The sequence below is a fragment of the Candidatus Uabimicrobium amorphum genome (assembly GCF_009002475.1).
Taxonomy (GTDB): domain Bacteria; phylum Planctomycetota; class Uabimicrobiia; order Uabimicrobiales; family Uabimicrobiaceae; genus Uabimicrobium; species Uabimicrobium amorphum.
This window is the reverse complement of the sequence record NZ_AP019860.1, coordinates 7,654,033-7,678,530: the sequence shown is the minus strand read 5'-3', so window position 1 is coordinate 7,678,530 and position 24,498 is coordinate 7,654,033. Positions and strand designations below refer to the sequence as shown.

General features: G+C 39.2%; 19 protein-coding genes. All 19 read right to left on the bottom strand.

Annotation, left to right across the window (positions count from 1 at the left end; genetic code table 11):
• Nucleotides 1-32 precede the first annotated feature (32 nt).
• Nucleotides 33-3,608 carry a WD40 repeat domain-containing serine/threonine protein kinase gene (locus UABAM_RS26810; RefSeq protein ID WP_151971067.1) on the bottom strand — a complete coding sequence of 1,192 codons (3,576 nt, stop codon included), beginning with the start codon at nucleotides 3,606-3,608 and terminating at the stop codon, nucleotides 33-35.
• 1 nt (nucleotide 3,609) lies between these two features.
• Complete coding sequence (locus tag UABAM_RS26805; RefSeq protein WP_151971066.1) at nucleotides 3,610-6,219, bottom strand: serine/threonine-protein kinase; 2,610 nt, start codon at nucleotides 6,217-6,219, stop codon at nucleotides 3,610-3,612.
• Nucleotides 6,216-7,274: a sensor histidine kinase gene (locus UABAM_RS26800; RefSeq protein ID WP_151971065.1), complete on the bottom strand. Its 1,059-nt coding sequence runs from the start codon at nucleotides 7,272-7,274 to the stop codon at nucleotides 6,216-6,218. The genes UABAM_RS26805 and UABAM_RS26800 overlap by 4 nt, the downstream gene beginning before the upstream one ends.
• Before the next feature lie 24 nt (nucleotides 7,275-7,298).
• Nucleotides 7,299-7,667, bottom strand: a complete 369-nt coding sequence (locus UABAM_RS26795; RefSeq protein WP_151971064.1) for a hypothetical protein — start codon at nucleotides 7,665-7,667, stop codon at nucleotides 7,299-7,301.
• 4 nt (nucleotides 7,668-7,671) lie between these two features.
• Nucleotides 7,672-8,286: a tetratricopeptide repeat protein gene (locus UABAM_RS26790; RefSeq protein ID WP_151971063.1), complete on the bottom strand. Its 615-nt coding sequence runs from the start codon at nucleotides 8,284-8,286 to the stop codon at nucleotides 7,672-7,674.
• A 5-nt stretch (nucleotides 8,287-8,291) separates the two neighbouring features.
• Nucleotides 8,292-8,789: a thermonuclease family protein gene (locus UABAM_RS26785; protein ID WP_151971062.1), complete on the bottom strand. Its 498-nt coding sequence runs from the start codon at nucleotides 8,787-8,789 to the stop codon at nucleotides 8,292-8,294.
• A 259-nt stretch (nucleotides 8,790-9,048) separates the two neighbouring features.
• Nucleotides 9,049-9,339 carry an HU family DNA-binding protein gene (locus UABAM_RS26780; RefSeq protein WP_151971061.1) on the bottom strand — a complete coding sequence of 97 codons (291 nt, stop codon included), beginning with the start codon at nucleotides 9,337-9,339 and terminating at the stop codon, nucleotides 9,049-9,051.
• A 494-nt stretch (nucleotides 9,340-9,833) separates the two neighbouring features.
• The gene (gene fghA, locus UABAM_RS26775; protein ID WP_151971060.1) at nucleotides 9,834-10,685 is read right to left on the bottom strand and encodes an S-formylglutathione hydrolase; all 852 of its coding nucleotides are present in this window, start codon (nucleotides 10,683-10,685) and stop codon (nucleotides 9,834-9,836) included.
• Nucleotides 10,686-10,695: 10 nt separating this feature from the next.
• The gene (locus tag UABAM_RS26770; protein WP_151971059.1) at nucleotides 10,696-11,808 is read right to left on the bottom strand and encodes an S-(hydroxymethyl)glutathione dehydrogenase/class III alcohol dehydrogenase; all 1,113 of its coding nucleotides are present in this window, start codon (nucleotides 11,806-11,808) and stop codon (nucleotides 10,696-10,698) included.
• Nucleotides 11,809-12,226: 418 nt separating this feature from the next.
• Complete coding sequence (locus tag UABAM_RS26765) at nucleotides 12,227-13,078, bottom strand: sulfotransferase family protein (protein WP_261344014.1); 852 nt, start codon at nucleotides 13,076-13,078, stop codon at nucleotides 12,227-12,229.
• 1 nt (nucleotide 13,079) lies between these two features.
• On the bottom strand, nucleotides 13,080-13,832 hold the full coding sequence (locus tag UABAM_RS26760; RefSeq protein ID WP_173013595.1) for a DUF4198 domain-containing protein: 753 nt from the start codon (nucleotides 13,830-13,832) through the stop codon (nucleotides 13,080-13,082).
• An 80-nt stretch (nucleotides 13,833-13,912) separates the two neighbouring features.
• Entirely contained in the window at nucleotides 13,913-15,553 is a 1,641-nt protein-coding gene (rpoD, locus tag UABAM_RS34105; protein ID WP_151971056.1) for an RNA polymerase sigma factor RpoD, read from the bottom strand.
• A 15-nt stretch (nucleotides 15,554-15,568) separates the two neighbouring features.
• Nucleotides 15,569-17,335: a DNA primase gene (dnaG, locus tag UABAM_RS26750; protein ID WP_151971055.1), complete on the bottom strand. Its 1,767-nt coding sequence runs from the start codon at nucleotides 17,333-17,335 to the stop codon at nucleotides 15,569-15,571.
• A 188-nt stretch (nucleotides 17,336-17,523) separates the two neighbouring features.
• On the bottom strand, nucleotides 17,524-18,828 hold the full coding sequence (locus UABAM_RS26745; RefSeq protein WP_151971054.1) for an SGNH/GDSL hydrolase family protein: 1,305 nt from the start codon (nucleotides 18,826-18,828) through the stop codon (nucleotides 17,524-17,526).
• Between the two features lie 232 nt (nucleotides 18,829-19,060).
• Nucleotides 19,061-19,648 carry a PEP-CTERM sorting domain-containing protein gene (locus UABAM_RS26740; RefSeq protein WP_151971053.1) on the bottom strand — a complete coding sequence of 196 codons (588 nt, stop codon included), beginning with the start codon at nucleotides 19,646-19,648 and terminating at the stop codon, nucleotides 19,061-19,063.
• Between the two features lie 361 nt (nucleotides 19,649-20,009).
• Nucleotides 20,010-20,318 (bottom strand): hypothetical protein, encoded by a 309-nt coding sequence (locus UABAM_RS26735; protein WP_151971052.1) that lies wholly within the window; start codon nucleotides 20,316-20,318, stop codon nucleotides 20,010-20,012.
• A gap of 14 nt (nucleotides 20,319-20,332) precedes the next feature.
• Nucleotides 20,333-22,939 carry a serine/threonine-protein kinase gene (locus UABAM_RS26730; protein ID WP_151971051.1) on the bottom strand — a complete coding sequence of 869 codons (2,607 nt, stop codon included), beginning with the start codon at nucleotides 22,937-22,939 and terminating at the stop codon, nucleotides 20,333-20,335.
• Nucleotides 22,940-22,988: 49 nt separating this feature from the next.
• Nucleotides 22,989-23,897 carry a formylglycine-generating enzyme family protein gene (locus UABAM_RS26725; RefSeq protein ID WP_151971050.1) on the bottom strand — a complete coding sequence of 303 codons (909 nt, stop codon included), beginning with the start codon at nucleotides 23,895-23,897 and terminating at the stop codon, nucleotides 22,989-22,991.
• Between the two features lie 201 nt (nucleotides 23,898-24,098).
• Nucleotides 24,099-24,479, bottom strand: coding sequence for a glycine cleavage system protein GcvH (gene gcvH, locus UABAM_RS26720; protein ID WP_151971049.1), 381 nt, complete (start codon nucleotides 24,477-24,479; stop codon nucleotides 24,099-24,101).
• Nucleotides 24,480-24,498 lie beyond the last annotated feature (19 nt).

Genomic DNA, 24,498 nt, shown 5'->3' with positions numbered 1-24,498 from the left:
TTTTTATGGTTGGTTCCTGGTGTTTATGGTGTCTATTTCCAATTGCCGTCCAATGGGACGATTTCTAAATGATTATCTATGCGCATTTTTATATTATTTTCGATATATGTTGACAATTTTGTGATGGGTAAACGTAAAATGTCTTCATCTATTTGCAATTTGCGAATGACAATGCTTTTGTCTGTAGATCCAGAGGCGATAATATTTTTATTTCGACCAAAAGAAACACATGTACTACCTTCTGTGTGGTTTTTAAAGTAAATTTTGCATATGCCTTTTTCAACATTCCACAGAGACAAAAATCCTTGTGTATCCACGGCCGTTAACTCATTCTCGCCAAAAAAGGCCATATCGCGAATGGTAAAATTGTGAAAGAATAGGTTTTTTTGCAAAGTAAAATCCTTTGCGGACCATATTTTTATCGTTCCGTCACTGAGTCCTGTGGCAATTAAACTACCGCTCTTGTTAAAAGCGACAGATATCACCCCAGCGGTTTTTACGTTGATGGTTCCAATTTCTTTCAACTGCTCTGCATTCCATAACGATACAACACGCCCGGCACAGTAGGCAAAAGTTTTCGTGGCGTTGTTGTAGTCACTAGAGTAGGCCCATGCATTTCCGGTATATATTTTTTTCGTGTTAGAGGCGGAGCGCACGTAAGCACTGTTTTTGTCTGTAACAAGTAAGTTATTTTTGCCTACATAGGTTAAGGAAAATATGCGTTGGGTGTTTGCGCGAAACCCAAATAATTTTTGCTGCGTCGTCAAGTCAAATTCTTGAACGTCGATAAGACCAGATACCGCAACTTTTTTTTGCGAAGGTGCCACGGCCATTGCATAGCGCGCGAGGTTGGTCTTTATTGTTTGTTGTAGTTCACCATTTTGATTCCACAGTTGAATGTGTCCATTGCCATTACAGGTAATAAATTGATTTTTACTCGATAAAAACTCGATACCGTATGCTGGGTAGTTCCTTTGCGGTACGATACGGCGATGGGTACCTTTATCAAACTTCCACAACCTAAGAGTTTGGTCATTGGAAAATGAAGCCATGTATTCGCCATTGTCGTGAACTTTGAGAGCGACGACAACATCTTCATGCCCCTCTAGGATAAATTCCGTTTTTTGTTGGTAGGTGTCAAAAATGTGAATTTTATTGTCATGTGTTCCCACGGCTAAATAACTTTGCTCTTCATCTACGTCTGCTGAATAGATACGGCCACCAAGCCCTGGTAAGATGAGTTGGTACCTGAGTATTGCCGGGCTAAATAACTTCAAGATACCATTTTCCCCACAACTCACGATGCTTTTTTCTTTTGCAATCATGAATCTTACGGCGGATGAGCTAAAAAGCCTTATGGGCACTACCTTTTGCGATTGTAAATTACAAGCATACAGCCAGCCGTCTTGTGTGGTCGTAAAAAAGCTGTCTGTTGTTTTGTCGCATACGAGTTTGCTTAGAGGCTTGTTGGTAATAGGTGGCATTTGCCGCGATACAGTCAATGACTGTGTGTCCCAAACTTTTATATTGTTATCGGCTTCTAGAGTAATAAAACTTTTACCGTTAAAGTGATACTTGGCTTGCAAGAAGGGCGATTCGCCACTAATCTTTCCAATAACTTTTCCTGTCGTGGTATTCCATATATATACGTAGCTTTTTCCTGCTGTAATCATTGTTTTTCCGTCGGGATGGAAATCTATGTCGTACAAACTCGATGCCACTTTGTCCCATTTGGCGTTTTGCGGATCGTTGACTATTGTCATTTGGCCGTTATTTCCTACGGTAACAAACAATGGCGTTTTTGGCGAAAAAGCCATGGCGTTTATATCGCTCTTCATGTAAATAATTTTTTCACACTTTGGGATTAGACTGTAGCGGTAAGCCAGTTTTTCACGTAGTTGGGAGATAGGCTCTTTTTGTTGGAGTTCTTCCGCGTGCTGTAATGCCTTGGTGTAGAATAGGCAAGCTCTTTGATAAAAACCCTTTTCCCATTCTAAGTCTCCTTTAGCTTCGAAGCCTTTTATTTGATTTTCGGCAACGGCTTTTGTATGCATTTTTTGCAGAGCGCGAACTTCCCCGGCGTTTATAATTGTTTTATAGATGAGAAAAGCACACATGGCACTAAGGGGTATGAGTAACATCATCAATAGAATGAACGGACGGTGTTTTTTAAAGGTTTTACTGCTCTGTTGCCAAATAGTCACTCCAGGTGAAGATAGCATTTCGCCTTGTAGGTAGCGGTCAATATCTTCGGCAAATGCTCCGGCACTACTGTAGCGATCTTGGGGAGATTTTTGCAAGGCAGTCATGCAAATAGTTTCTACCTTGGCTGGTAGGCGATTGTTGTATTTTTTAGGAGATATAATGTCTTCGTGGAGCACATTGTAGATGATCTTTGCGGGGTTATCTCCGCGTACCGCAGGAACACCAGCAATCATTAAATATAGGATGGCGCCAAGAGCATATACATCTGTGGAGGGACCGACTTTTTTATTTTTACCGCTGGCTTGTTCGGGAGCCATGTAGCGTGGCGTACCCAATATTGCGCCTGATTTTGTCACTTCTGTGGAAAGCTCGGTGTTTTTCGCCAAGCCAAAATCCATAATAATTGGACGGCCGGTACGGTTATTTACCATTAAGTTACTGGGTTTCAAGTCGCGGTGAATAACTCCTTTGTTGTGGGCGTAATCCATCGCTAGAGCAACTTCTTTAATGATTTCTAACGACCTGCGCAACGACAACTTAGTATTCTTCAATATCAAAGATAAAGGAACACCATCAACAAAATCCATTACGATGTAGTCCATATCATCTTCCATTTTTACATCGTATACTTTTACAATATTGTCGTGCTGCAATTTCGCGGTGAGTTGCGCCTCTGCATAAAAACGATTTCGTTCTTGGGGAGATATTTCGCTATTTCGCAACATAACCTTAATGGCAACGGTTTTGTCTTCCTGGGGATGATATGCCTTGTATACTTTTCCCATCCCCCCGGTACCGATTTCTTCTAAGACGCGGTATGGGCCTATTTGCCGTGTGGGAATTTTTCCAGTTGTGTTGAGTTTAAATTGTTTTGGCGGAGCAATTATTTCTTGTTCTGTTGCGGTCTCTTGGATAGAACTTGACTTTACTATTTTACGCGTATGTCGTCCTTGGGTTGTTTCATCTACCTTGCTGGAGATATCTGACAAATTCAAGTCTTTGTATATCTTTTTTAGTATATCGAGTTCTTGGGTGTTTAGAATTTTTTGTTCCAGTAGTTTTTCGATCGCTTTTTGTGCTTGTTCTATGGTAATTAAACGCATATTCACGCATTGGAGGCTATACGAAGCATCGTGACTTTTTAGGTTATCCAATTTTTCTTGCAAAAGATTTTTGCATGTATCTTCGTCCAAAAAATTTAATTGCTGACAATGTTTTAGTATGCAGTGTTTTACAAATATAAATAACAACGAGTAACTCTGTGAGGCTGTTAATTTAATTTGATGGCTGACTAAAAATTGCTCAAAACTTGTTGTCGAAGAAGCAGATTCTTCGTAAACATCGCGGGTAATATAATTTAATTTTTTAGCGAAATATGCCAAACATTGACTTCTTTGATCCATATCAAATTCCAGAACTTTTTAAATAACTTTGTTCTAATTGAATTGGCCATACGTAGTTGTTGGCCCATAAAGTGATGGCTCCGTTTTTTGCTCCAGACACAGCCATTTTTGCATCTGCGGTAACTGCTATGTCACTAATAGAGTTACTATATGCTTCTATTCTTTGTAACTTAATCTTTTTCATGGTGTTCCAAATATCGATAAAGCCCTCTTCGGTACTTACCAATATATATTTTGCGTCCCCTGTAATCGCAATGCTCGTGATATTTTCAAGAGAAAAATGCATTTTGCCATTATTGCGCAAATCCCATAAAATTAGGTTGTGTGGTGGTAGTTTGCACATAGACACAGCAACTCTTTCATTAGCAGAAATTAAAATTTTCTCTATGTGACTGGTGTGGGCATCAATTTTCACCGCGGAACCTTCTTGCGGTACAAAGTAAATACTACCGTCGTTACCTCCGGCAATGATTCGCGAGCCCGATAGATTCACCCCAAGTGTCGAGAGCTGTGTTTGTACTGTGTATTTCTTTTCTGGTTTTTCGCCTTTAAGTTGCCAAATTTTTTTCTTTTTCAGCAACTCTTTCAAGTTCCACTGCTTTATTTCTCCGTTGGTGTCTCCTGATACCAACCTACTTTCGTTATTGCAAAACACCAATCCTACAATCGGGTGTTTATGAGCAGAGACTTTTTTTTGTAAACACTTTGTTTGCAAATTATACAATAATATATCGCCACTTTGCAGTCCTAAAGCAATTTGTTTTTGGGTAAGATTTGTCGTGAGGCACGTGATTTCATGTTCGATCTTGAACTCGCAAATCAGTTTTTTATGTTTTACATCCCACACTTTGACGAATTTGTCCTCGCCTATGGAGACTACGTTCAGACCATTCGGAGTGATGATGATTTTCTTTATCGGTTTTTTGTGGCCCTGTAGCTGGCCATATTCGTGCCAAAAAGGAGTTTTCGGTACTTCTCCTCCGGCAATAATATCCTTGGCGCGTTCCAGTGCATCATTAACGCCGCATTTTTTTTCTCCCACGCGCAAAATATCCCAGGATTTTTGGCGCAAATCTTGAGGAATGACCAAGCTAAATTTATCTGCTTTGGGAACTATTTGACAGTGGTCATTGAGTATTTCACAATGAATCATTGCACCTACTCTATCGTAAAAGTCTTCTACGGTTGCATGGTCTTTTTCGCAAAGCATTTCCAATATTTTGAGAGCTTGCTGAAACTCCCCTTTCAAGTATAGCCATTTGGCTTTTTTACGGGCTAAATTGGGGAAGCTTTCGATGTCTTGAATTTGTTGTAGGATTTGCAATGACTTTTGCATGTAAGCGCGTTTTTCCAATGCACCCCCTACCATAACCTCAATAACTTTACTTGTGTCAGAGGTTTGTTGCAAAAGGCTGTTTGTTTCCAGCCAGAACTCTTCAAGGGTAAAAGATTTGGTTTTTAACTGTAAGAGTAGCAAATTTAAATGCGCGTAGAGAAATTCTGGATTTTCTTTGTGAATGTTATTTAATATGTCTCGCGCTGCTTTGGCGTGTTCATTTCCTATTTTTAGAAGTGAAACGGCTTTGTTGTTTTCCTCTTCCCATTTTGATAAAGATGAGGCCGATATTTTAGAACGTCGGTAACTCTTTTTACACAGTTGTTCATAAATACTCTCTAGTTGCTTTTCGATTGCTGCGAAATTCGCCGGGCGTTCTCTGTTGGTTTTGGCCAAACAACTCATTACCAACTCATACAACTCATTGCGTGTTTTATGATTGAATAGGGATATTTTTACTGCCGCTTGTTTTTTTATGTGTCTAGGCGGACGATATAAGTGTGCGTGCAACCAACCTGTTGTTGAGTTGGCTTCGAATGGGAATTTTCCACAGCTAATCATTTCATAAAGAATAAGTCCAAATGCATAGATGTCGGTAGACTCGTTGACTTCTTTACTTGATGTATATTGCTGTGGCGACATGTACTGTGGTGTGCCCAGCACTTGGTTGGTTTCGGTTAATTCTACTTTGGCGGCTAAGTGTCGGCCACTCATTTTTGTACTTTTACTTTTGCGCGGCAGAACTTTCAGTTTTGATAAACCGAGGTCTGTAATTTTCACAATACCAAAACCATCGTCTTCTTGGATAATAATATTTTTTGGATTCAAATCGCGGTGGATGATGCCTTTTTCATGGAGGTGATCCATACCGCGGCATATTTGAATGGCATAGTCTAAGACTTTCTCAAGGTAGAGCTCTTCGCGGTCTGTTTGGCTTTGTTTGATCACATCTTTTAGTGTCGGCCCCTTGACATATTCTATGAACAAAGTGGGCTTGTTGTTAATGCGATCGAAATATATTGCGGAAACGATATTGGGATGTTGACCTAATTGCAACCATGCAAGCACTTCTCTCTCAAAGCGATCCATGTGATCTTCGGAGAGACAATACTTCATCGCTAGCATTTCTTGTGTTTTTATATCTGAAACTAGGCAAACAGCGCCCATTCCCCCCATGCCCAGTTTTTTCACATAGCGGTATTTGCCTGCTAGAATATCACCTTTTTTGATGTTGATACGCCCGGAGATGGCGTACATTTTTTCTAAGTCTTTCATCTGATAGGAAGTTCTATAATAAAAGTGGTACCCATCTCTAATTGGCTTTGAACAGAAATGTTTCCCTGGTGCTCTTCTATAATTTTTTTAACTATAGACAATCCTAAGCCAGTTCCCTGTTGCGTTTTCGTGAAAAATGGATTAAATATTTTATCTAAATCTTCGTTTTTAATTCCACATCCACTATCGCGGACGGAAATTTTTGTTTTTTCGTTTTCATTGACCGCTGTCACTTCGATAAAGCCCTGTTTTGTCGCATTTTTTGCATTGATCAACAAATTTAATAGTACCTGATGTAGTTTTTCTTCACTACCATATACTTGTAAATGAGGATCAATATTCATTTTTAATTGGATATTTTTTTCGATTAAATCTTGCGCAATTAGTGCCTGGACACGGTCTATTAAGTCGGCCAAGCAAAAGTGCGTGAAATCTTCTTTTTTTGAGAACATTAGTAAGTTGTTTAATATTTTCTGACATCTCTTTGTCTCGGCAATGGATTTGTCGAGATAGTGTCCAACACCTTGTAATTCTTCTACCGTTACTTGGGGTTTTTTCAAAAAGCCCAAAAACAAATCGATGAATCCGCTAATACATGCCAGGGGCGTTTTTATGTCGTGGGCAATTTCCGCTGCTAGCTCGCCTAAAAATACCAGTTTGTTTGATTGTTTTAAGTCGATGTCTTGATCACTTGCGGTTCGTAAAATTTGTGAAAGAGAGTATTGGAAATCGCTTTTGTCTAATGGAAGCGGAAAATAGTCGTGAGCACCATTTTTGATAAAAAACACCGCTTCGCGAATAGAATAATTTGAACTGCAAACAATTAACGAAGCGCTAGGTGTTATTTTTTTGATTTTGTTGATAAAGGAAATGGGCTTTTGTGTACATAGCGTGTTAAAAATGATAAATGTTGGAGATATAGATGATATTTTATTAAATGCACTTAACTCATTATCAATAAAACAAATGTCAATATTTTCAGGAATAAATTCATTGTATTGTTCTATTGCTGTCGGATCGTGTTCTAGAATAAGACAACGAGTTGTCTTTGCCATAATTCAACTTTCGAAATAATGAATTTATAATTGGTCGTCATGTTCGTATTTCATCGGTACTAAATCATATTTTTTTATAGCTTTTGTTATAAAATATAATGATACAGCGCCACCAACAAGTGTCAGTGCGATACCTGGAGTATCCAGAATCCCGTGGGCGACAGGATGAAATTTTGGGTTGAATAAATCTACATGGACAACATAGTGATCGGGAAATTCGTGAATATGTAAACTTTGAGTTGCTCTGTTATCTCTAAACTGTCGCAACTCCCCCTTTGATAGTCCCATGTGTGTTTCTTCAAAAAAATCAGGAAGTTTTTGTACATCAGCTTTTTGAACGGTGATAAATTCACCTGTGCGAATGCATTCTTCTCTAATTTCTTCCCAATCCATCGTTTTATCCTATGCTGTTGATTACATCTATTCCACGTATAGAAGTTTTTAACAATTTCATTTTTGCACGAATTTCAACATAGTCTGGCGGGTTGGGAACAAGCTCTAAGTATTCATTTAAACAATCTAGAGCTTCTTGGTAAGACTCTAAACGGTAATAAGCATTCACAAGGTCTTTTCTGATTTCGCCATCAGTATTTTCAACTTCTAAAACTTTTTTAAATTCATTTATGGCTTGTTGATGTTCATTCACATCATAGTAAGTAATGCCTAGATTATAACGATAGGATGTGTTTTCTGGATTTAGATCTATCGCTTTTTGATATGAGTTAACAGCTTGAACAAATCTTCCGCACTTTCGGTATGCGTTACCTAAGTTATTATATGCTTTGGAGTATGAAGGTTCTATGTCGATGGCCTTTTCATAAGCTTGTACAGATTCTTCATAACGTTGTAAGTGAAAATATGTCATTCCTAAATACACATACACACGGTGATTATTCGGTTCTAACTCTAGAATCTGATCCCAGGACTTCAAACTTTTTTCATATTGTTGTTCTGCAAAAAGAGAAGTACCTTCTTTATATAATTTTGCAATTTTTTTATTTTGTTTGCTCATTACTACTAAGGTTTCCAAATATTTAATTGTTTTGTTTTGGCACGTTGTTCTGAAGACAAAAATAAGTCTAAATATTTCTTGTTAGGAGGAGTAGCAGTTACTTTCGCGTATCCATACTCTATAAGTTCTTTATTCACAAAACAATAATGAAGTAGAGGAGTTGGCGCAAAAACATAGGCTAAATAACGACCGTCTTGGTCGCGTTTTTCTTCTCCAAATTCTAAGAAAACTTTATTTTTTGCTCTAGTAACAACAAGTAGGGTATTTGCATCTTTGGCTAGGTCAAAATGTTTTTCGCCTTTTTGCGGCGCTGTAACATGTATGTACTTTACAATGCGACCATCTTCCAGTTCTATCGAGTCACCACTAATTACTTTTTTAACAATGACTAGATTTGTTTTGTCGACGGTCTTCTGTTTTTGTTCGTCATTGTAAACATGTACCTCTTTTGGTCCACACGAGACCAAGAAGCCAAATATAAGAAAGAGAGTTATTGTTTTCATATCATTTTACCGATTATTAATTGTTCTGCGACTGGAAAAGTATTTGTTTTGCAATGTCTATTTTTTACAAAGAGTTACAAAACTTTTAACCAGTCTATAAAACTTCACTTATTATATACAAAAACAAGGTTATTGGGCAATAATAAAATAAAAATGCTTGGTGTTTGTAGTGGGAATTTTTGTGTGGAAAGATGAGGTGTGTGACTGTGTCGATAAATTGCGACTTATTTTGCAATAAGTCGCAGTATTTAGCAAGTTGTTAACCGCTTTTGCCAACATTTAGCTTCATTTTGCGTCCAACTTTAAAGGTAACAACATTTCTAGAAGGGACTTTTACAGTGTCACCTGTTCTTGGATTTCTTCCTACTCTAGAAGCACGTTCCTTTACCTGGAATACGCCAAAATCTCGCAGTTCGATTCTGTTTCCTTTTTCTAGCTCTTCTGTAATACAATCTAAGAAACGTTGGATTGTATCTTTGGTGCCAACCTTAGTTTGCTTGGTTTCAACAGAAATTCTCTCAACCAGCTGTTTTTTCGTCACAGTTGCCATGTTTTGCCTTTCTAAATTCAAAGCATGGAAAAGAAAATTGTTTGAATCTAGGACGTGTCCCTAAACAGTTTTTTGTTTATGTTATTTCTTGTAATATTTGTAGTTGCTGTAGCTCATTTATACAGTTTTATCTGTATAAACAAACTACACCACACTAACTTTTACAATACACAACTTTAACTTTCTGTTGAGGGACACGCCCTGATACAAATCGCAAGGCAAAGTTTAAATCTTTAATACAACACTTTTTTTACAAGTTTCTTTTTGGTGTTGTCACCACAAAGAAAGCAATTGTAAATGAAAAGGGTTGTAAAACACTTCGTCTTACTTGGTAATAAAAATAGGCTAAAGCAAACTACCACCTGGTTGTTGTGGTTGAAAACTTTAGCCAGATATAAAATATCATCTTGTAAATGTAATTATTATATTGTTTTACAGCATTTAGTCAATAGAAAAATTGCATAGTTTTGCAAAAACTATGTACAATTTATTGCTTATGATAATGATCGCAAATGCTGCGCGTGATACTCAATATGTTTTTCGATAAAAGAGGCGACAAAATAGTAGCTATGATCGTAGCCTTCGTGAATATTTGCCGTAAGTGGGTACTCATGTTTTTGGCATGTCTCATGGAAAGTTTCTAGGTGCAGTTGCGTTTCGCGAAAAGGATCACAAGCACCCATTTCAATGAGAATGGGGATTTTCTGTGTCGCTGTTTCCACAAGGCAGTTACTGTCATACATTTTCCATGTGTTTTTGTCATCACCTAAATAACCACCAAATGCTTTTTCTCCCCACGGACAAAGACTAGGTGCACAAATAGGTGCAAATGCTGACACCGAGTAATATTCTTCGGGGTTACGTATCGCAATCATCATTGCTCCATGCCCGCCCATGGAATGACCGCTAATAGATTTTTTATCATTTACTGGAAAGTTTGCGGCAATTACTTTGGGCAACTCTGTGACTACGTAGTCATACATATTGTAATGGTTTTTCCATTTTTCTTGGGTGGCATTTACGTAAAATCCGGCGCTGCTACCAAAATCCCAAGATTCGTCCTCTCCTTCGATATTGCAGCCTCGTGGAGAAGTATCTGGAGCGACGATAATGACGCTATTTTCTGCTGCACAACGTTGCGCCCCCGACTTCTCCATAAAGTTTTTTTCCGTACATTCGAGACCAGAAAGCCAGTACAATACCGGAAGTTTGTTTTCGGTGCTCGCTTCCTGGGGAATAAAAATAGAAAAACTCATCTCGCAGTTGCAACTCGAAGATGAATGTTTATAGAACTCCACTTTTCCACCAAAGCAACTTTTTGATGAAGTACGATTGATTGTAGTCATTGTTTTCCTTCTATGATAGAGAAATTACCGAGCGAATACTTTTGCCTTCGTGCATGAGATCAAATGCTTCGTTTATTTTTTCGAATGGCAAATTGAATGTTACCATATCGTCGACATTTATTTCTTTGCGCATGTACATATCTACATATCCTGGGAGTTCCGATCTTCCCTTTACTCCTCCAAAAGCTGTTCCGCGCCATACGCGACCGGTGACTAACTGAAAAGGTCGTGTCGCAATTTCTTGGCCAGCTCCTGCAACACCGATAATAATAGATTCTCCCCAGCCTTTATGGCAACACTCAAGAGCCGAGCGCATAAGTTCGACATTTCCAACGCACTCAAATGAGTAATCAACACCACCATCTGTCATATCAACAATAACATTTTGGATAGGCGCGTCATGTTTCTTTGGATTTACACAGTCGGTTGCTCCGAGTTGTCTTGCGAATTCAAATTTAGATTCGTTAATATCGACGGCAATAATGCGTTCTGCCTTGGCAATAACAGCTCCCTGAATAACACTAAGTCCGATACCTCCGAGTCCAAAAACAGCAACGGTTGACCCAGGTTCTACTTTGGCAGTATTGAACACTGCTCCGAGACCTGTGGTAACACCACAGCCGAGTAAGCATACCTTATCCAAAGGAGCTGCCTTGTTAATTTTCGCCACGGCAATTTCCGGTAAGACGGTGTATTCGGCAAAAGTAGAGGTTCCCATGTAATGATAAATTGGTTTGCCATTTTTGGAAAAGCGCGAAGTGCCGTCTGGCATAAGTCCTTTACCTTGTGTTGCACGGATTGCCTGACATAAGTTTGTTTTTCCCGAAGTACAAAATTTGCATTTTCCACATTCCGGTGTATACAGAGGAATGACGTGATCTCCCACAGCTACCGAGGTAACTCCTTCGCCAACCTCCATAACTACAGCTCCTCCTTCGTGACCTAAAATAGAAGGAAAAATGCCTTCTGGGTCTGCACCTGAGAGTGTATATGCATCGGTATGGCAGACACCAGTTGCAACCATTTTTAGTAAAACTTCTCCTTTTTTTGGTCCTTCTAGTTCAACATCCTCTATGACAAGGGGTTTTTTTGCTTCCCAGGCAACAGCGGCGCGTATTTTCATGTATTTCTCCCAAAAAATAAGTATTTTTTATTCCACCCCTAGTTGACTTAACATAGTGTTTATTTTTAGTTTCTCTTTCAGATTGGTGCCCTCACCATCGAATAGCAGTTTTCCGCTTAGCTGAAAACTACTTTTCTCATACCTCTCCCACGGGAGAGGTATAATGCTTCTCTTTTGTAAAAAACAAAATTCGCTTAAGTTACGTAGCAAAGTAGTGACCTTATATCCCATTTACACTGACGTTACACCTTTTGACATGTCTAAATAGAACAATAAAAACAAATTCAGATGCATTACGCCTCTCCCTGTGGGAGAGGCATGAGGAGTACAACTTTCAGGTCTAACTGAAAGTTGTAAATCCGATGGTGAGGGCACCAAATAGAAAGTGTAACAATTTAGTCAACTATAATTCCCTACACTAAAAAGAATAACCTAAATCTCGTAGCGAAGGTGCATTGTCTATGATATCGGAGAGTTGTTGCGGTTGCAAGAGTGTCTTCCATTTTTGACTATTCTTTTCATATAGATGAGAATGAGTCTGTGCTTCGTAGGGTAAATCTAAAAATTGAAAAATTTCCTTGGTTACTTGCGCGGGGTTGTTCAGCAATGTCTCATAGCAAATGTCCATCCACTGCGAAGGCGAAAGCTGCGAGGCGCATTTTTTCGCTTCGCGGATGCGCGATTCCCAAGCCCACGCCATTTTTTTTGCGAGACTCCATTCTTGCCATTCGCAGTATTGTTCTTTATTTTCTATGCCATACCATGGTTGCGGCCAACAAGAGTTTTCGTTTATTTTTACTTTTGTGGAAAAGCGTCTTACTAGACGATCGTAGCGAAGCATTGATGTGACAACATCTCGTGCATCGCGGTATATGTGTAGAAATTGACTTTGGGGAAATGCACGGCGTAATAAATTTACATTGACAACATGTTGATGGGATTTGTCGGCGTAGCGTGTTATTTGTGACGGAACATAACATGGGGAAAGTATGCCGTGTTTTTGGTACTGAACTTTTCGGCAAGCCGAAGAACAATTTTGGCATTTGCGCCATGTTTTTCTCCACGCGTTGTCGTATAAGTTTTGCAAGTTGTCTATCGTTTGTGGGTTATGGTGTTCTTTGCGATGAATTGCTAAGCGTTGCGCGTATTTGAATGTCGTGGGGTACTCCACTAAACAATGAACATTAGAATGCTTTTTTAGTATCTCTCCTAACAAACAAGTTCCCGATCTGGAACAACCGACAATAAAAATAGGATTTGTGAGCGTCATGTTACTTGGGAATGGTAAAGGTAAGAGAGGCCCAAAAACTATCAAAGTCGACATTTGGAGTTGCAGTATGCTTCTCGATAACAATGCTAGAAATCAGCCATTTACCAGGAGTGAGTTGCAACACTGCACGTCCCTCTTTTGTGGTTTTGACTACTTTTTCGGCGTAGTCATCAAGAGATACAATACGCAAGTTGTTGTTTGGCAAAGGTTTATTTTTATAGAGTAATTGAACATTGAGCGAGTCTTTACCATGTTGGGGATTCGTCTCACAAATAAGTTCTATGGGCATCCCAACCTTGCACGGAGTGTACTGTTCTTCTTTCCCCACTTGGACGATCGCTTTTGCGCATCGCAGGTAGTGTTCGTGAATCATATCTTTTTGGGGGATTTCTACGCTCACAAATGCTTCCTCTGCGAGGTATTTTGCAAATTTTTCCTTGGTCATAGAAGACAAACTCGTAAAACTTTCATAACTAATTGTATGGCTACCTTGTTCGCGAACGCGGAAAAATCCTGCGGGAGATCTACCTGCGAAGCCAACTACAGGAACAGATTTTTTGTTATGGTGAAGTAAAAATCTGCGGATATGATATGGGTTGCGCGTATATTCTATGGGTTCTTTGACATGGCCAATTTGTATTTTCATCTTCACCACTTCATTCTTTACAGGTGTGAAGGAGGACGGCTGTAGCCAAAAAGTATGTGCGTGGAGTGCTGAGCAACACAGGAGAAAAATGATTGGTAATTTACTCACTTTTTTATTCCTAAAAAAACAATCGCTGGTAATATGTCTTTACGACTATTACCAGCGATTGTCAGTTAATACGACACCCTTTATAGATGATCGCGATCAAGGAATCCTTCCAACTTGCGTGCTCTAACAGGATGTTGCAATTTACGTACAGCTTTTGCTTCAATTTGCCGTACTCTTTCACGCGTTACGTTAAAAAGTTTTCCCACTTCTTCAAGTGTGTATGTGTATCCGTCACCAATACCATAACGTAGTTTAATAATTTCGCGTTCGCGATACGTCAATGTTTGCAGGACACTTTCGATTTTGTCTTTCAACATCTCGTGTGTCGCGGCGGTAACTGGTGATTCAGCTCCTTCGTCTTCAATGAAATCTCCAAAGTAGGAATCATCGCTTTCTCCAATCGGACGGTCAAGTGAAATAGGGAGCTTTGCTATTTTCATGACGCGTTTTGTTTCATCGATGGAGATGTTTGTTTCTTTGGAGATTTCTTCGATAGTTGGTTCGCGTCCTTTTTTCTGTATTAATTTCTTGGACACATTCCGTAGTTTACTCATCGTTTCGATCATATGCACAGGTATACGAATTGTACGTGCTTGTTCCGCAATAGATCTCGTTATTGCTTGTCTGATCCACCATGTTGCATACGTCGAAAACTTAAAACCACGACGATATTCGTATTTTTCAACGGCCTTCATGAGACCGGTATTGCCTTCTTGGATTAAATCAAGAAACGTTAGACCGCGATTTCGATATTTTTTGGCAATAGAAACAACCAGTCGCAAGTTACCACTTGATAATTTGCGTTTAGCACTTTCGTATTCTTCGTAGCGTTCTTCGATTTGTTCTACGCGTCTTTTTAGTTTTTCAGGACTTTCTCTTGTTTTAAAGAGCAGTTCTTCTAAGTCCTTCTTTAACTTTTTTACTCGAGACGTACGGCGACGATTTCCTTCGATTTCTTTTAATTCACGCAAACACGACTGTACTTTTCGCGACAGTTTTTGTAGTTCTTGCATCATAGGACGTATTTTTTTTGTTTGAAGGCCTAGCTCTTCTAAGAGTATGACACCCTTTTTTCTACGGCTTCTAATGCGTTTTACTAGTTTCGTTCTCTCACGTGACATGGGTTTGCTGTCTAAGTATTCTTTGAAATCGTCTCTGTTTCTTTCCAACATTTTACTTAAAGTTTGGATATTTTCACAAAGACGAGACTCCATATCTGTTTTTTTCAGCTCTAGGGTGTTGTTCCCACGAAGAGTTCGATCAAAAGCTAGTTCACCGTTTTGTACATCAATGAGAATTTCAAGAGCAACTTCCAATGAGACTTCCGACTCCAATACTTTTTTGCGAAAGCGTTTTCTTGTCAATTCTATTTTTTTGGCGAGCTTTATTTCTTCTTCTCTTTTTAAAAGTGGAATTTCTCCCATTTGAGTTAGATACATACGTACCGGATCATCAATGCGTTCGCTGTATGTATCTTCTATGATCATTTCCTCATCAATTTCTTCATCCCCTTCTCTGATGAGGTCGCGATCTAAACTAATATCTGGAGCATCTTCGTCTATTAGCTCGATTCCATGTTCGTCAAGAGTCATCAAAATGTTATCTAACTTTTCTGGATCCTCATCTGGAAGCAAGTCATTAAACTCATCGTAGGTAAGAAATCCTTTTTGTTTTCCTGTTTCTAGAACAGCTTTCAAGTCGGAATCAACGACCTTTTCCATAGAAGAATTCTCCTTTTATTCTATATCTCGCAAGCGAGTTTTACAAACTTCTTGGGCATTAAGTAGTATTTGTTTTTGTTTTTCTTCGTTTTCAGCAGAGGTAATAAGCTGTTGGCGCAATTTGTTCATTTGTGCTCTTTTTTTCTGACGTACTAGACCTTTAATGGTTCTTTTTAGTCGATCTGCTGTTTTTTCTAGATTTTCAAGATTTTCACTATAGTAAATTGAAACAAGGGCTTGGCCAATTTCTGGCTCTAATTGTGCCGATAGTGCCGCAAGTTCAATAGGTTCATTTTTTTCTATATACTCTGCAACAACAGATGCTATTTTTGCAACTTTGGGGTCGTAAAAATCTGCTGGTTGATAGTATTCGAAAACTTTGGGTCCCAAACTAGGGTGCTGCATTACAGCTGCAAGAACAAAATTTTGCTCGGCAAGTGCTAAGGCATTTACATATGATTGGGTGTTTTGTACCGGCGGAGCTACTTTTTTACTTTTTTTTATGCCCAGCTCAAGTAAGACGCTGTCAAGGGGTACATGAAAAACATCTACCATCCTTTGAGCAAAAAGTCTTTTGGTAATTTCGTCCGGAATCGTAATAATTGTTTTTGATAGCTCGCGAATCACATTGCGTTTGCCTTGAATGGAATCGATATCGTGTTGTTTTTTGAGTAGTTGTAACTCAAAATCGAAGAAATCTTGGGCATCCGTAATCATTTCGCGAAAACCATCTACACCATATTCCCGCAAAAAATCGAAGGGGTCGAGTTTTTGTGGAGGAACTGCAATTTTAACCTCAATGCCTTTTTTTAGAAAGTGCTCCACAGAACGTGAAGCAGCGTTCATTCCGGCCGAATCGCCATCGAATACCAGCACGGTGTGTTCCGAATAACGCTTGATAAAACCTGCGTGTTCAGGTGTTAGCGCGGTTCCTAAGGTTGCAATAGCTCCTGTGAATCCCTTTTGGTGGGCCATGAGTACATCGGTATAACCTTCCATAATAACGACTTGTTTTGTTTGTGAAATGGCTTCACGTGCCAAGTGGAAGGCATACAGTGTTTTTTTCTTTTGGAAAATAGAAGTTTCAGGTGAATTCAAGTATTTTGGCTGATCTTGACTACTTAAAACCCTTCCCCCAAAAGCGATGACTTTGCCACGACTATTCCATATTGGAAATATAACGCGATGACGAAAACGATCGTAGTAACCATTTTCTTTTTTGACCACCAAGCCTGCATCCAAGAGAACTTGTTCTGCAAAACCTTCTTGTTTTGCTTCCTTGAGAAAATTATCCCACCCTTTCGGGGCATAACCAAGCTCAAATTTTTCCATAGTAGATTTCGTAATACCTCGATACAACAAATATTCACGTGCTTCTTTGCCTTGTTCGCTTGCCAAGTGCCTTTGAAAGAAAGTTTTTGCCCAGTTTAAAGCTTCCATAACGCCAACAGCTTTTTTTTGTTCGCGTTCAAAGTGTTTACTTTTTTCTGGAAGGGGAATATTGTATTCTTTTGCGAGGTGTTCAACCGCTTCGGGAAATGAAGAGCCTTCTATTTCCATAATGAAGTGAAATACGTTGCCCGCTTTTCCGCACCCAAAACATTTAAAAATTTGCTTTTGAGGACTTACGACGAAAGATGGAGTTTTTTCGTTGTGGAATGGACAACACGCTTTGTAATTCGCTCCAGTTTTTTTTATACTCAAGTAGTGAGAAATAACAGGTATAATATCTGCCGTTTCTCGAACTCGTTCTATGAATTCATTGTTAAAGTGTTGGGCCACTTATATTTCCAATAAATTAGGGTAAATAGAATTGTAAATTTGTGGAACATTTAAGTATACTTTCCTTACATTCATTGTGCAACTATTTTTATAGGAAAAAAAGTTTTTGTGGTTTTTTTGTAAGGAAGTGCAGTGTGTGGTGATAGGAAAAGTTGCAACCACAAACGATTGCAACTTTTAGTGGAAATTTAGTGTCCGCCTTGCTCGCCGAAGTTTTTCTTGATCATTTCGTTGTTCGGATTTACTGGACCTAAGAACTGAGGATAACTTGTAGAAAGTTCTTCCCAGATATACTTAGATAGTAAACGGTGAGCGGTGTGACTTGGGTGGAAACCATCAACAACTTCGATCAATTCAGCAACGTCTTTACCTTGTTTTTTCCATTCTTCGATGGCTTTATCCATTGGTAAATCAATGTATGCTACTTCGAAATTGTTAAAAGTTTGTGTGTCTGCAATTTCTTTTGCTACTTTAGATAACTCAGCAGCTCTAGCACTTGCTTTGTCTCTCATAGAAGAGTCAGATGTCAACCATGTACGACAAGGATTTCCTTTGATATCCCAAAGTAAGTCGTACAATTCAGCGTAAGTCATTCCAATGGGGTGCATGCGATCGTTCATGGTGTCCCAAAGAATGCGGCCATCTACAAGTCCGGTGATCACAACTTTGCTTCCTGGAGCAAGTTTGCCATCTAATAGTTTCAAGCCGGTGATCATTTGTTGGCGATATTCTTCTGGTGTTGTCATGTCTTCAAGTTTTTTCTTGCAGATATCATTTCCGATATATGCAACGAAAGCTAAACTTGGTTTGTCACTCTTATCACGAGAAAAATTTCCCACTTGCTCAACTAAACTCTTTGCCTTAGCTCCGTTAACAGCGAGGTTCTGGAAATCTCTGTGGTTACAACGGTTGCGATCGCGCATTTTCATGTAAATAGATTCGCCATTAATGTCTTCAGCGAAACCTGTTGCCCATGATTTATGAGGCCAATCGAATTCGTGGACGATCACATCGAAGTCATCATCACGGTCATGGCGTTGTGTGCGACGTTGTTGCGCAAGTTGGCGTAGATGATCATAGTTTAGAAGTTTTGCAAAATCTTCGATGTTGCGTGTTACTGGTAAGAAAGATACTGGAATGTGAAAAGCAGCCGCAGCACTGTCACCAAAAATAACAACACCACGAGACTGTGCTCTTTCGCACAACCAATTTTCGTTACTCTTACCTTTTGACTTTGACCATCCCGAAATACCATTACAATTGTAATCCACCGAACCATCGCGTTCTAGTTCGCCAGCGCCTGGATAAACATCTTCATCTAGGTCGGAAGCATCTTTTCCGCGCCAGTTTGCTCCACGAAAACCATATTCATTAGAAAAATAGTCTCCGTCAAGGTCCATAACAGGCACATGAATGCTGTCGTTTCTATTGTCATCAGCAAATGAAAAGGTACATGCTACTGCTAGCATTAAAAGAATAGAAAGAAAACGCATAATTTGTTAAACCTTTCTTACAAGGAATGTTCGGATCGAAAAGTATAATTTTTCAATTATAGCATATCGCCAAAACAAGAGCAAGAATTATGAATTTTATAGATCGACTCGTCACGAAGCGGAAATTTTAGAAGTGTTAGTGGTTTGGGTGTGATTTGGATGTGAATTCAACTATCTTTGTTTAAGCAAAGATTCTTTGTGTCTAGTACCAAAGTTGGTACTAGATTTAATTCTACTTGCGACGTAAACCAAGTAAGGCAAATATACCAAATAACATAGCAATGTATGTACTTGGTTCAGGAATAACATTGCTAGCAGGGTTTACTGTAACACCACTGCTTTGAGCACCTGTTACCGCAAATGTTCCAGAGTCAGAGTTTCCATTTTCTAAGGTGACAGAAAAAGCCAGCCCTGCGAATAAATCACCAGAGGTGGCTCCAAAATCAATATCTGCGTCAAAACGAAATGAGTCTCCTGCTTCGAAAGAACCAGCCGCAAAATTTGCAGTGATGACTGTTGGAGCAACACCAGTAAAAGAAAAAGTGATGTCTGAACTTTGTAAACCGACTAAATTTGATAGTAAAGGCTCTGGTCCAAAGTTTCCAGCGCCTGTAAATGCAGGATCAAAATCAAAAAAGAAATTTGGAAAACTGGAGACATCCCATGTAATAGATTGGACAAATCCAGACCCAGAATCAAAAGAGACGCCCCAGAAATCTATCGCATTTGAAGTCTCCGGACCTGTTGCATCTGCTGTTATTGTTGCCGCGCTTATCGGTAACGATATTGCGCATATAACAATAAGTAAGTATTTTGTCATATTGTTCTCCTAAAACTATACCCTTATAAAGTATTGTGAAATCTTAAGATTTTTTATCATAGCAAAACCTCAAGTATAAATCTTTACTTTTCTCTATGCAAACGTTGTATTTTTTTTTGATTATAGGTTTTTGGAGTCACAGAGAACCCTGAAGTAAACTCCAGTTTCATTAAAATGTAACTTTCTCCAGGGTGTCATTCCTGCAAAAGCAGGAATCCACAATACAAAGTTGACTTGTAAACGCCTGGATCCCTTGTCAAGTAAGGGATGACACCATAAGGAAGTTTTGTAGTTCCAGAGAACTTCGGAATCAAAACGTTTTTTCAATTACTGGTACGAGTCGGGATCACAGTATCATTATCTATTTTATTTTTCGCTGCAACTCTTTGATTTCCGCGACAATTTGCTTCTTATATTGATTGCGGTATGAAAACTTTTTCAAGAACTTTTTCCAGCGCTCTACGGCTAACTCGTACTCTTGTTTTTCTATGTAGGTGTCTATTTCTTTGCGTACTATAATATATTGTTCTTCTATCAATCCATGAATTTTGGCGTCGGCTTGTTGTTGTTGTTCTCTATCAGTGATGTTTATAAAAACAACGGGCATCATAATGAGAAGACCTATTGCTAGGGCCCACACCACTTTTTTGCCTGAGGCATCGTAAGCCATTGTGTTACTCCTTGTTATTTTTTCCATGTTGTTAATATTGATTTACATTGTTTTTGCATTTCAGGCGAGACAATATAAAGGATACTTGCCTTTTTATACATTGCAATGGCGCTCTCCATTATCTCAATCGCCTTTTTGGTTTTGCCTTGCTTTTTGTATGCAATCGCTAAATCGCGCTTTATAGGAATAGTATAGTACGAATAACGGTATGTGCGCATGGGTTTTTGTTTTTCTTTTGCATATAAATTTTCTAGTAAGTTGATAGCTCTTTGTGTATTACCGGTTGCGATCGCTTTTTTGGCTTGGATAAATTTAAGAACTGTCGATGCTCTTAAAAAATTCATCGTTTTGATTTCTTGCGTATATTTTTGCCATGACAAGTCATACGGCATTTTATGGATTTTATACCAAATTACTTGTAATCTTGCGCGTTGTTTAGTGTCAGTCCTTTGTAGTTGTGAAAAGTAGTGGGTTGCGGTCTTTAAATTTGTCGCGACACCTTCATCTTGCCACAGGTAAATTTGTCCTAAATGTAGGATCGCTCCGGCATTTCTTTGCGCTTTTGCTGCGATCTTCCATACTTCAATCGCCCTTTGTGTATTTTGTTTGACGCCAACGCCTTTGAAATAAGCTAAACCCAAACGGACGCACAGCCGTGTATCGTAGTATATTGCTTTTTCCATATGCGCAACCAAATTCTTGTAGGATATGGTTGCACTTTTTGCGATTACGTTGTAATCATTTGCCCCCCACATCATGTTTACATAGAAAAAATATGGGCGATCTTCGATGTATTTTGCCGCTTGAATGGCTTGCAAATAAAGTTCTCGGGCATTACTTAAGTTACTCAGTATTCTTTCGTTTAGCCATGCATAGGCCGTTAAAGAATATATTGTACGATATGACTTCGTGTCTATCGTTTGCTGAACACGTTGCGCGAGTTGTTTGGCAAGGACAGGGTCTTTCTTGTAAATTTGACCTGTTTTGGTAAACCTACTTTTTAATGCCAAATAGAATGGATCATCTGGATATTGTTGCAAGGCAAAGTCTAGGAATAATTTGATAGGAGCCCCTGTTTTTTGCTTGGCATTTTGAAACGCGAAAATAGCACACTGGTCGGTGGTGAAGCGTTTATTTATATTTCGTGCTTTTACCAACCAGAGTTTTGCACTTTTGTAGTTGCTGGTTAGTACTAGAGAACGTGCCAGGTAAAGCATTGCATGTACATCATTGGTTTTGGCAAATTCTCGAAACAATGTTGTCGATTTTTGTGGATCGTTGAAGTACATGTCGCTTAAAAAACGATAACAACGGTTTACCCTAGCACGTGCACCTTTTAAGAAAAATTTTTCCGCTAAAGCGATATCTCGTTGTCCGCCTAATCCATAGTATTGTGTCATGGCACAGAGGTAGTATGCGTATCCGTCGTTGAGTTTTTGTAAATTTTTATAATGTTTTTTTATAATTTGTAGGCACTTTTTGTCATTTTCCTCGTAGCCATGTCCTAAAAAATACATTTTGGCCTTTTGCACTTGGAAAATAGCGTAATTGGGGTGTAAGGCGATGGCTTTTTCTAGAAAATCCCTTGCGGTGTTGTAATCGCGTTTATCGAAAGATTGTAAACTATTTTCAAAGAACTTTTTGGCTTGAGACGAGACAGCACGTGTTTTCTGGGATGTGAGAATGTCTTTGTCATTAGGCGTTTTGCTCACTTGTTTTGTGGAGCTTTTGCCATGGGAAAATACCAATAGCAATGCTATACTCACGGTAATAACTACAGCTGCGGTTGTTGCGGTTAATTTGAAGTTATTTGCGGAAGTTTTGCGTGGGCGTTTATTTACTTTCAACGCTCGGGCAAAACTCTTTGCACTTTGATAACGCAACCCCTTGTCTTTGTTTATGGCTTTCAAGCAAACCTCACTCAAAAAATGTGGTATATCTGGATTTATTTCGTGAGGAGGTGGCGGGGTTTCCATAATAATTCGCGTAATCGTATGTGCCGTTGTTTTTCCGGCAAAAGGGTGCACCTTGGTACAAATTTCATATAACATAACACCTAACGTATACAAATCGCTACGATGATCAATTCCCTTGCCTTTAAATTGCTCGGGAGGCATATACAGTGGTGTTCCGAGAACCTCTCCTGTTTTTGTGAGTTTGTCATCACTATCCATGATTTTGGCAAGGCCAAAGTCCATAATCCGCGGTTCGCCGTCAAGATCTATCATGATATTACTCGGTTTTAAATCGCGATGGATAATTCCCTCTCTGTGGATGTAGTCCATTGCTACAAGAACTTTGCTGAGTATTTTTAGAGATTGTTTTAGAGATAATTCGTTGTTTTTGATTAAATCTTCCCAAGTCTGTCCCTCTACATACTCCATCGCCAAGAACGGTTTTCCATTTTTCATGTCGACATGGTAAATTTCGACAATGTTCGCATGACGTAATTTGGCGATGGCTTTACCCTCGTTAAGGAAGCGCTTAATAGATTTTTCATCTTGCTGCGCTTGTGGTTTTAGTACCTTGAGAGCAACGACTCGGCCGGATGCATCTTTCGCTTTATAGACCGATCCCATTCCGCCTTGACCGATTTGGTTTAAGATTGTGTATTTTTCCATGAAACCTTATTTCCCAAATGTCCTACCAGTTAGATGTATGTAAAAGTTTTTAATCTAAATTTTTCACCAAGCGAAAACCCAGAGATTTGCTACGATAATCTTGCTGCGCAAATGCACGATACCCTACGCGAATTCTTTTGGAGTCACTATTCCAACCGCCACCGCGTATTACGCGATTTTTACCTGTTTTTGGACCTTTAGGGTCTTTGGTACTGCGTTTGGGTTTACCCACGTAAAAGTCCGCACACCATTCTTGGACATTACCACATAAATCATGGCATCCGTAAACAGAACCTTCGTATTGGGCAAATTTACCCCCAGGAGCGGTGAATTCGTGTCCATCTCGACCTTTTGCGGAAAACTTGTCGTTGGCTCTGTAGTTACAGCGATAACGTCCGGCAGCATTGGGAAGCGTGTTTCCCCAAGTGTATATGCGAATAGGCAACGGATTTCGATAAAGCGGCAAAGGCTTTTCTTGTACACCCCATTGCGGAATTTGATGGCCTCCACGCGCTGCTTTTTCCCATTGTGCCTCAGTGGGGAGACTTTTCCCTACCCACTCAGCGTAGAGGTTGGCTTCTTCCCATGTTACGTTGACGACAGGATGTTGCTCATTACTTCCTGGTGGTTGTTTGGGCATTTGGCGTTCTGTCGCGTAGCAGAACTGTTGATATTGACTTACCGTTACCTCATAACGATCGATGTAGAAGTGAGAAATCTCTATTTTTTGTATGGGCTGTGAGTTGGGAAATTTCGCGTCTCCCATGGTGAAGGTTCCGCCAGGAACATACATCATCGTACTATCATCGCGAAAATAACGATATTCCCCAAAAGTTGTCGAGAGAGACATTCCTCGTGGTACATATTCGCCAAAATATCCATCTCCTTCTGGAGTTTGGCAATGTAAAGTTGTAATAGCAATAAAAATAAAAAGACATTTTGCAATGAATGTTTGCATTTTGTGCACCTTAAATAGTAATGGAATTTACACGTGGTATTTCTAACTATTATATGACAAACACATGAGAAAAAGAGGAAAAAATTATTATGTAGGGATAAAAACTTTGATGTGTTTATGGTTGGTTGTGGAATGAAATTGTGTGAGTAGTTACTTGCACACTCACCTTGTATGGTGAGTGTGTTGTCGCTTTGCGATTTATTAATCTTGGCAGTGTTTTTCGTAGGCTTCGTTGCCAAGTAGTTCTTCTATTTCATCAGGAGTGGCTATTTCTACTTCGATCATCCAGCCGGTTTCATATGGATCATCTGTTAGTTCATCTAACATGTCACCCAAATCTTCATTGACAGCAATAACTTTACCCGAAATAGGTGAATACAGTTCACTTGTGGTTTTTACCGATTCTACCTCTCCGAAGGAGTCACCTTGGTTGATCACTTCGCCTTCTTCGGCACTTAGTTCCAAGAATGTCAGGTCTCCTAATTCGCTAATTGCGTGAGCGGTGATGCCAATTCTCGCTTGTTTTCCTTTCACTTGAACCCACTCATGGGTCTTACTGTACTTTAAATCTTCTGGATTCATTTATAATTTCCTTAACCTA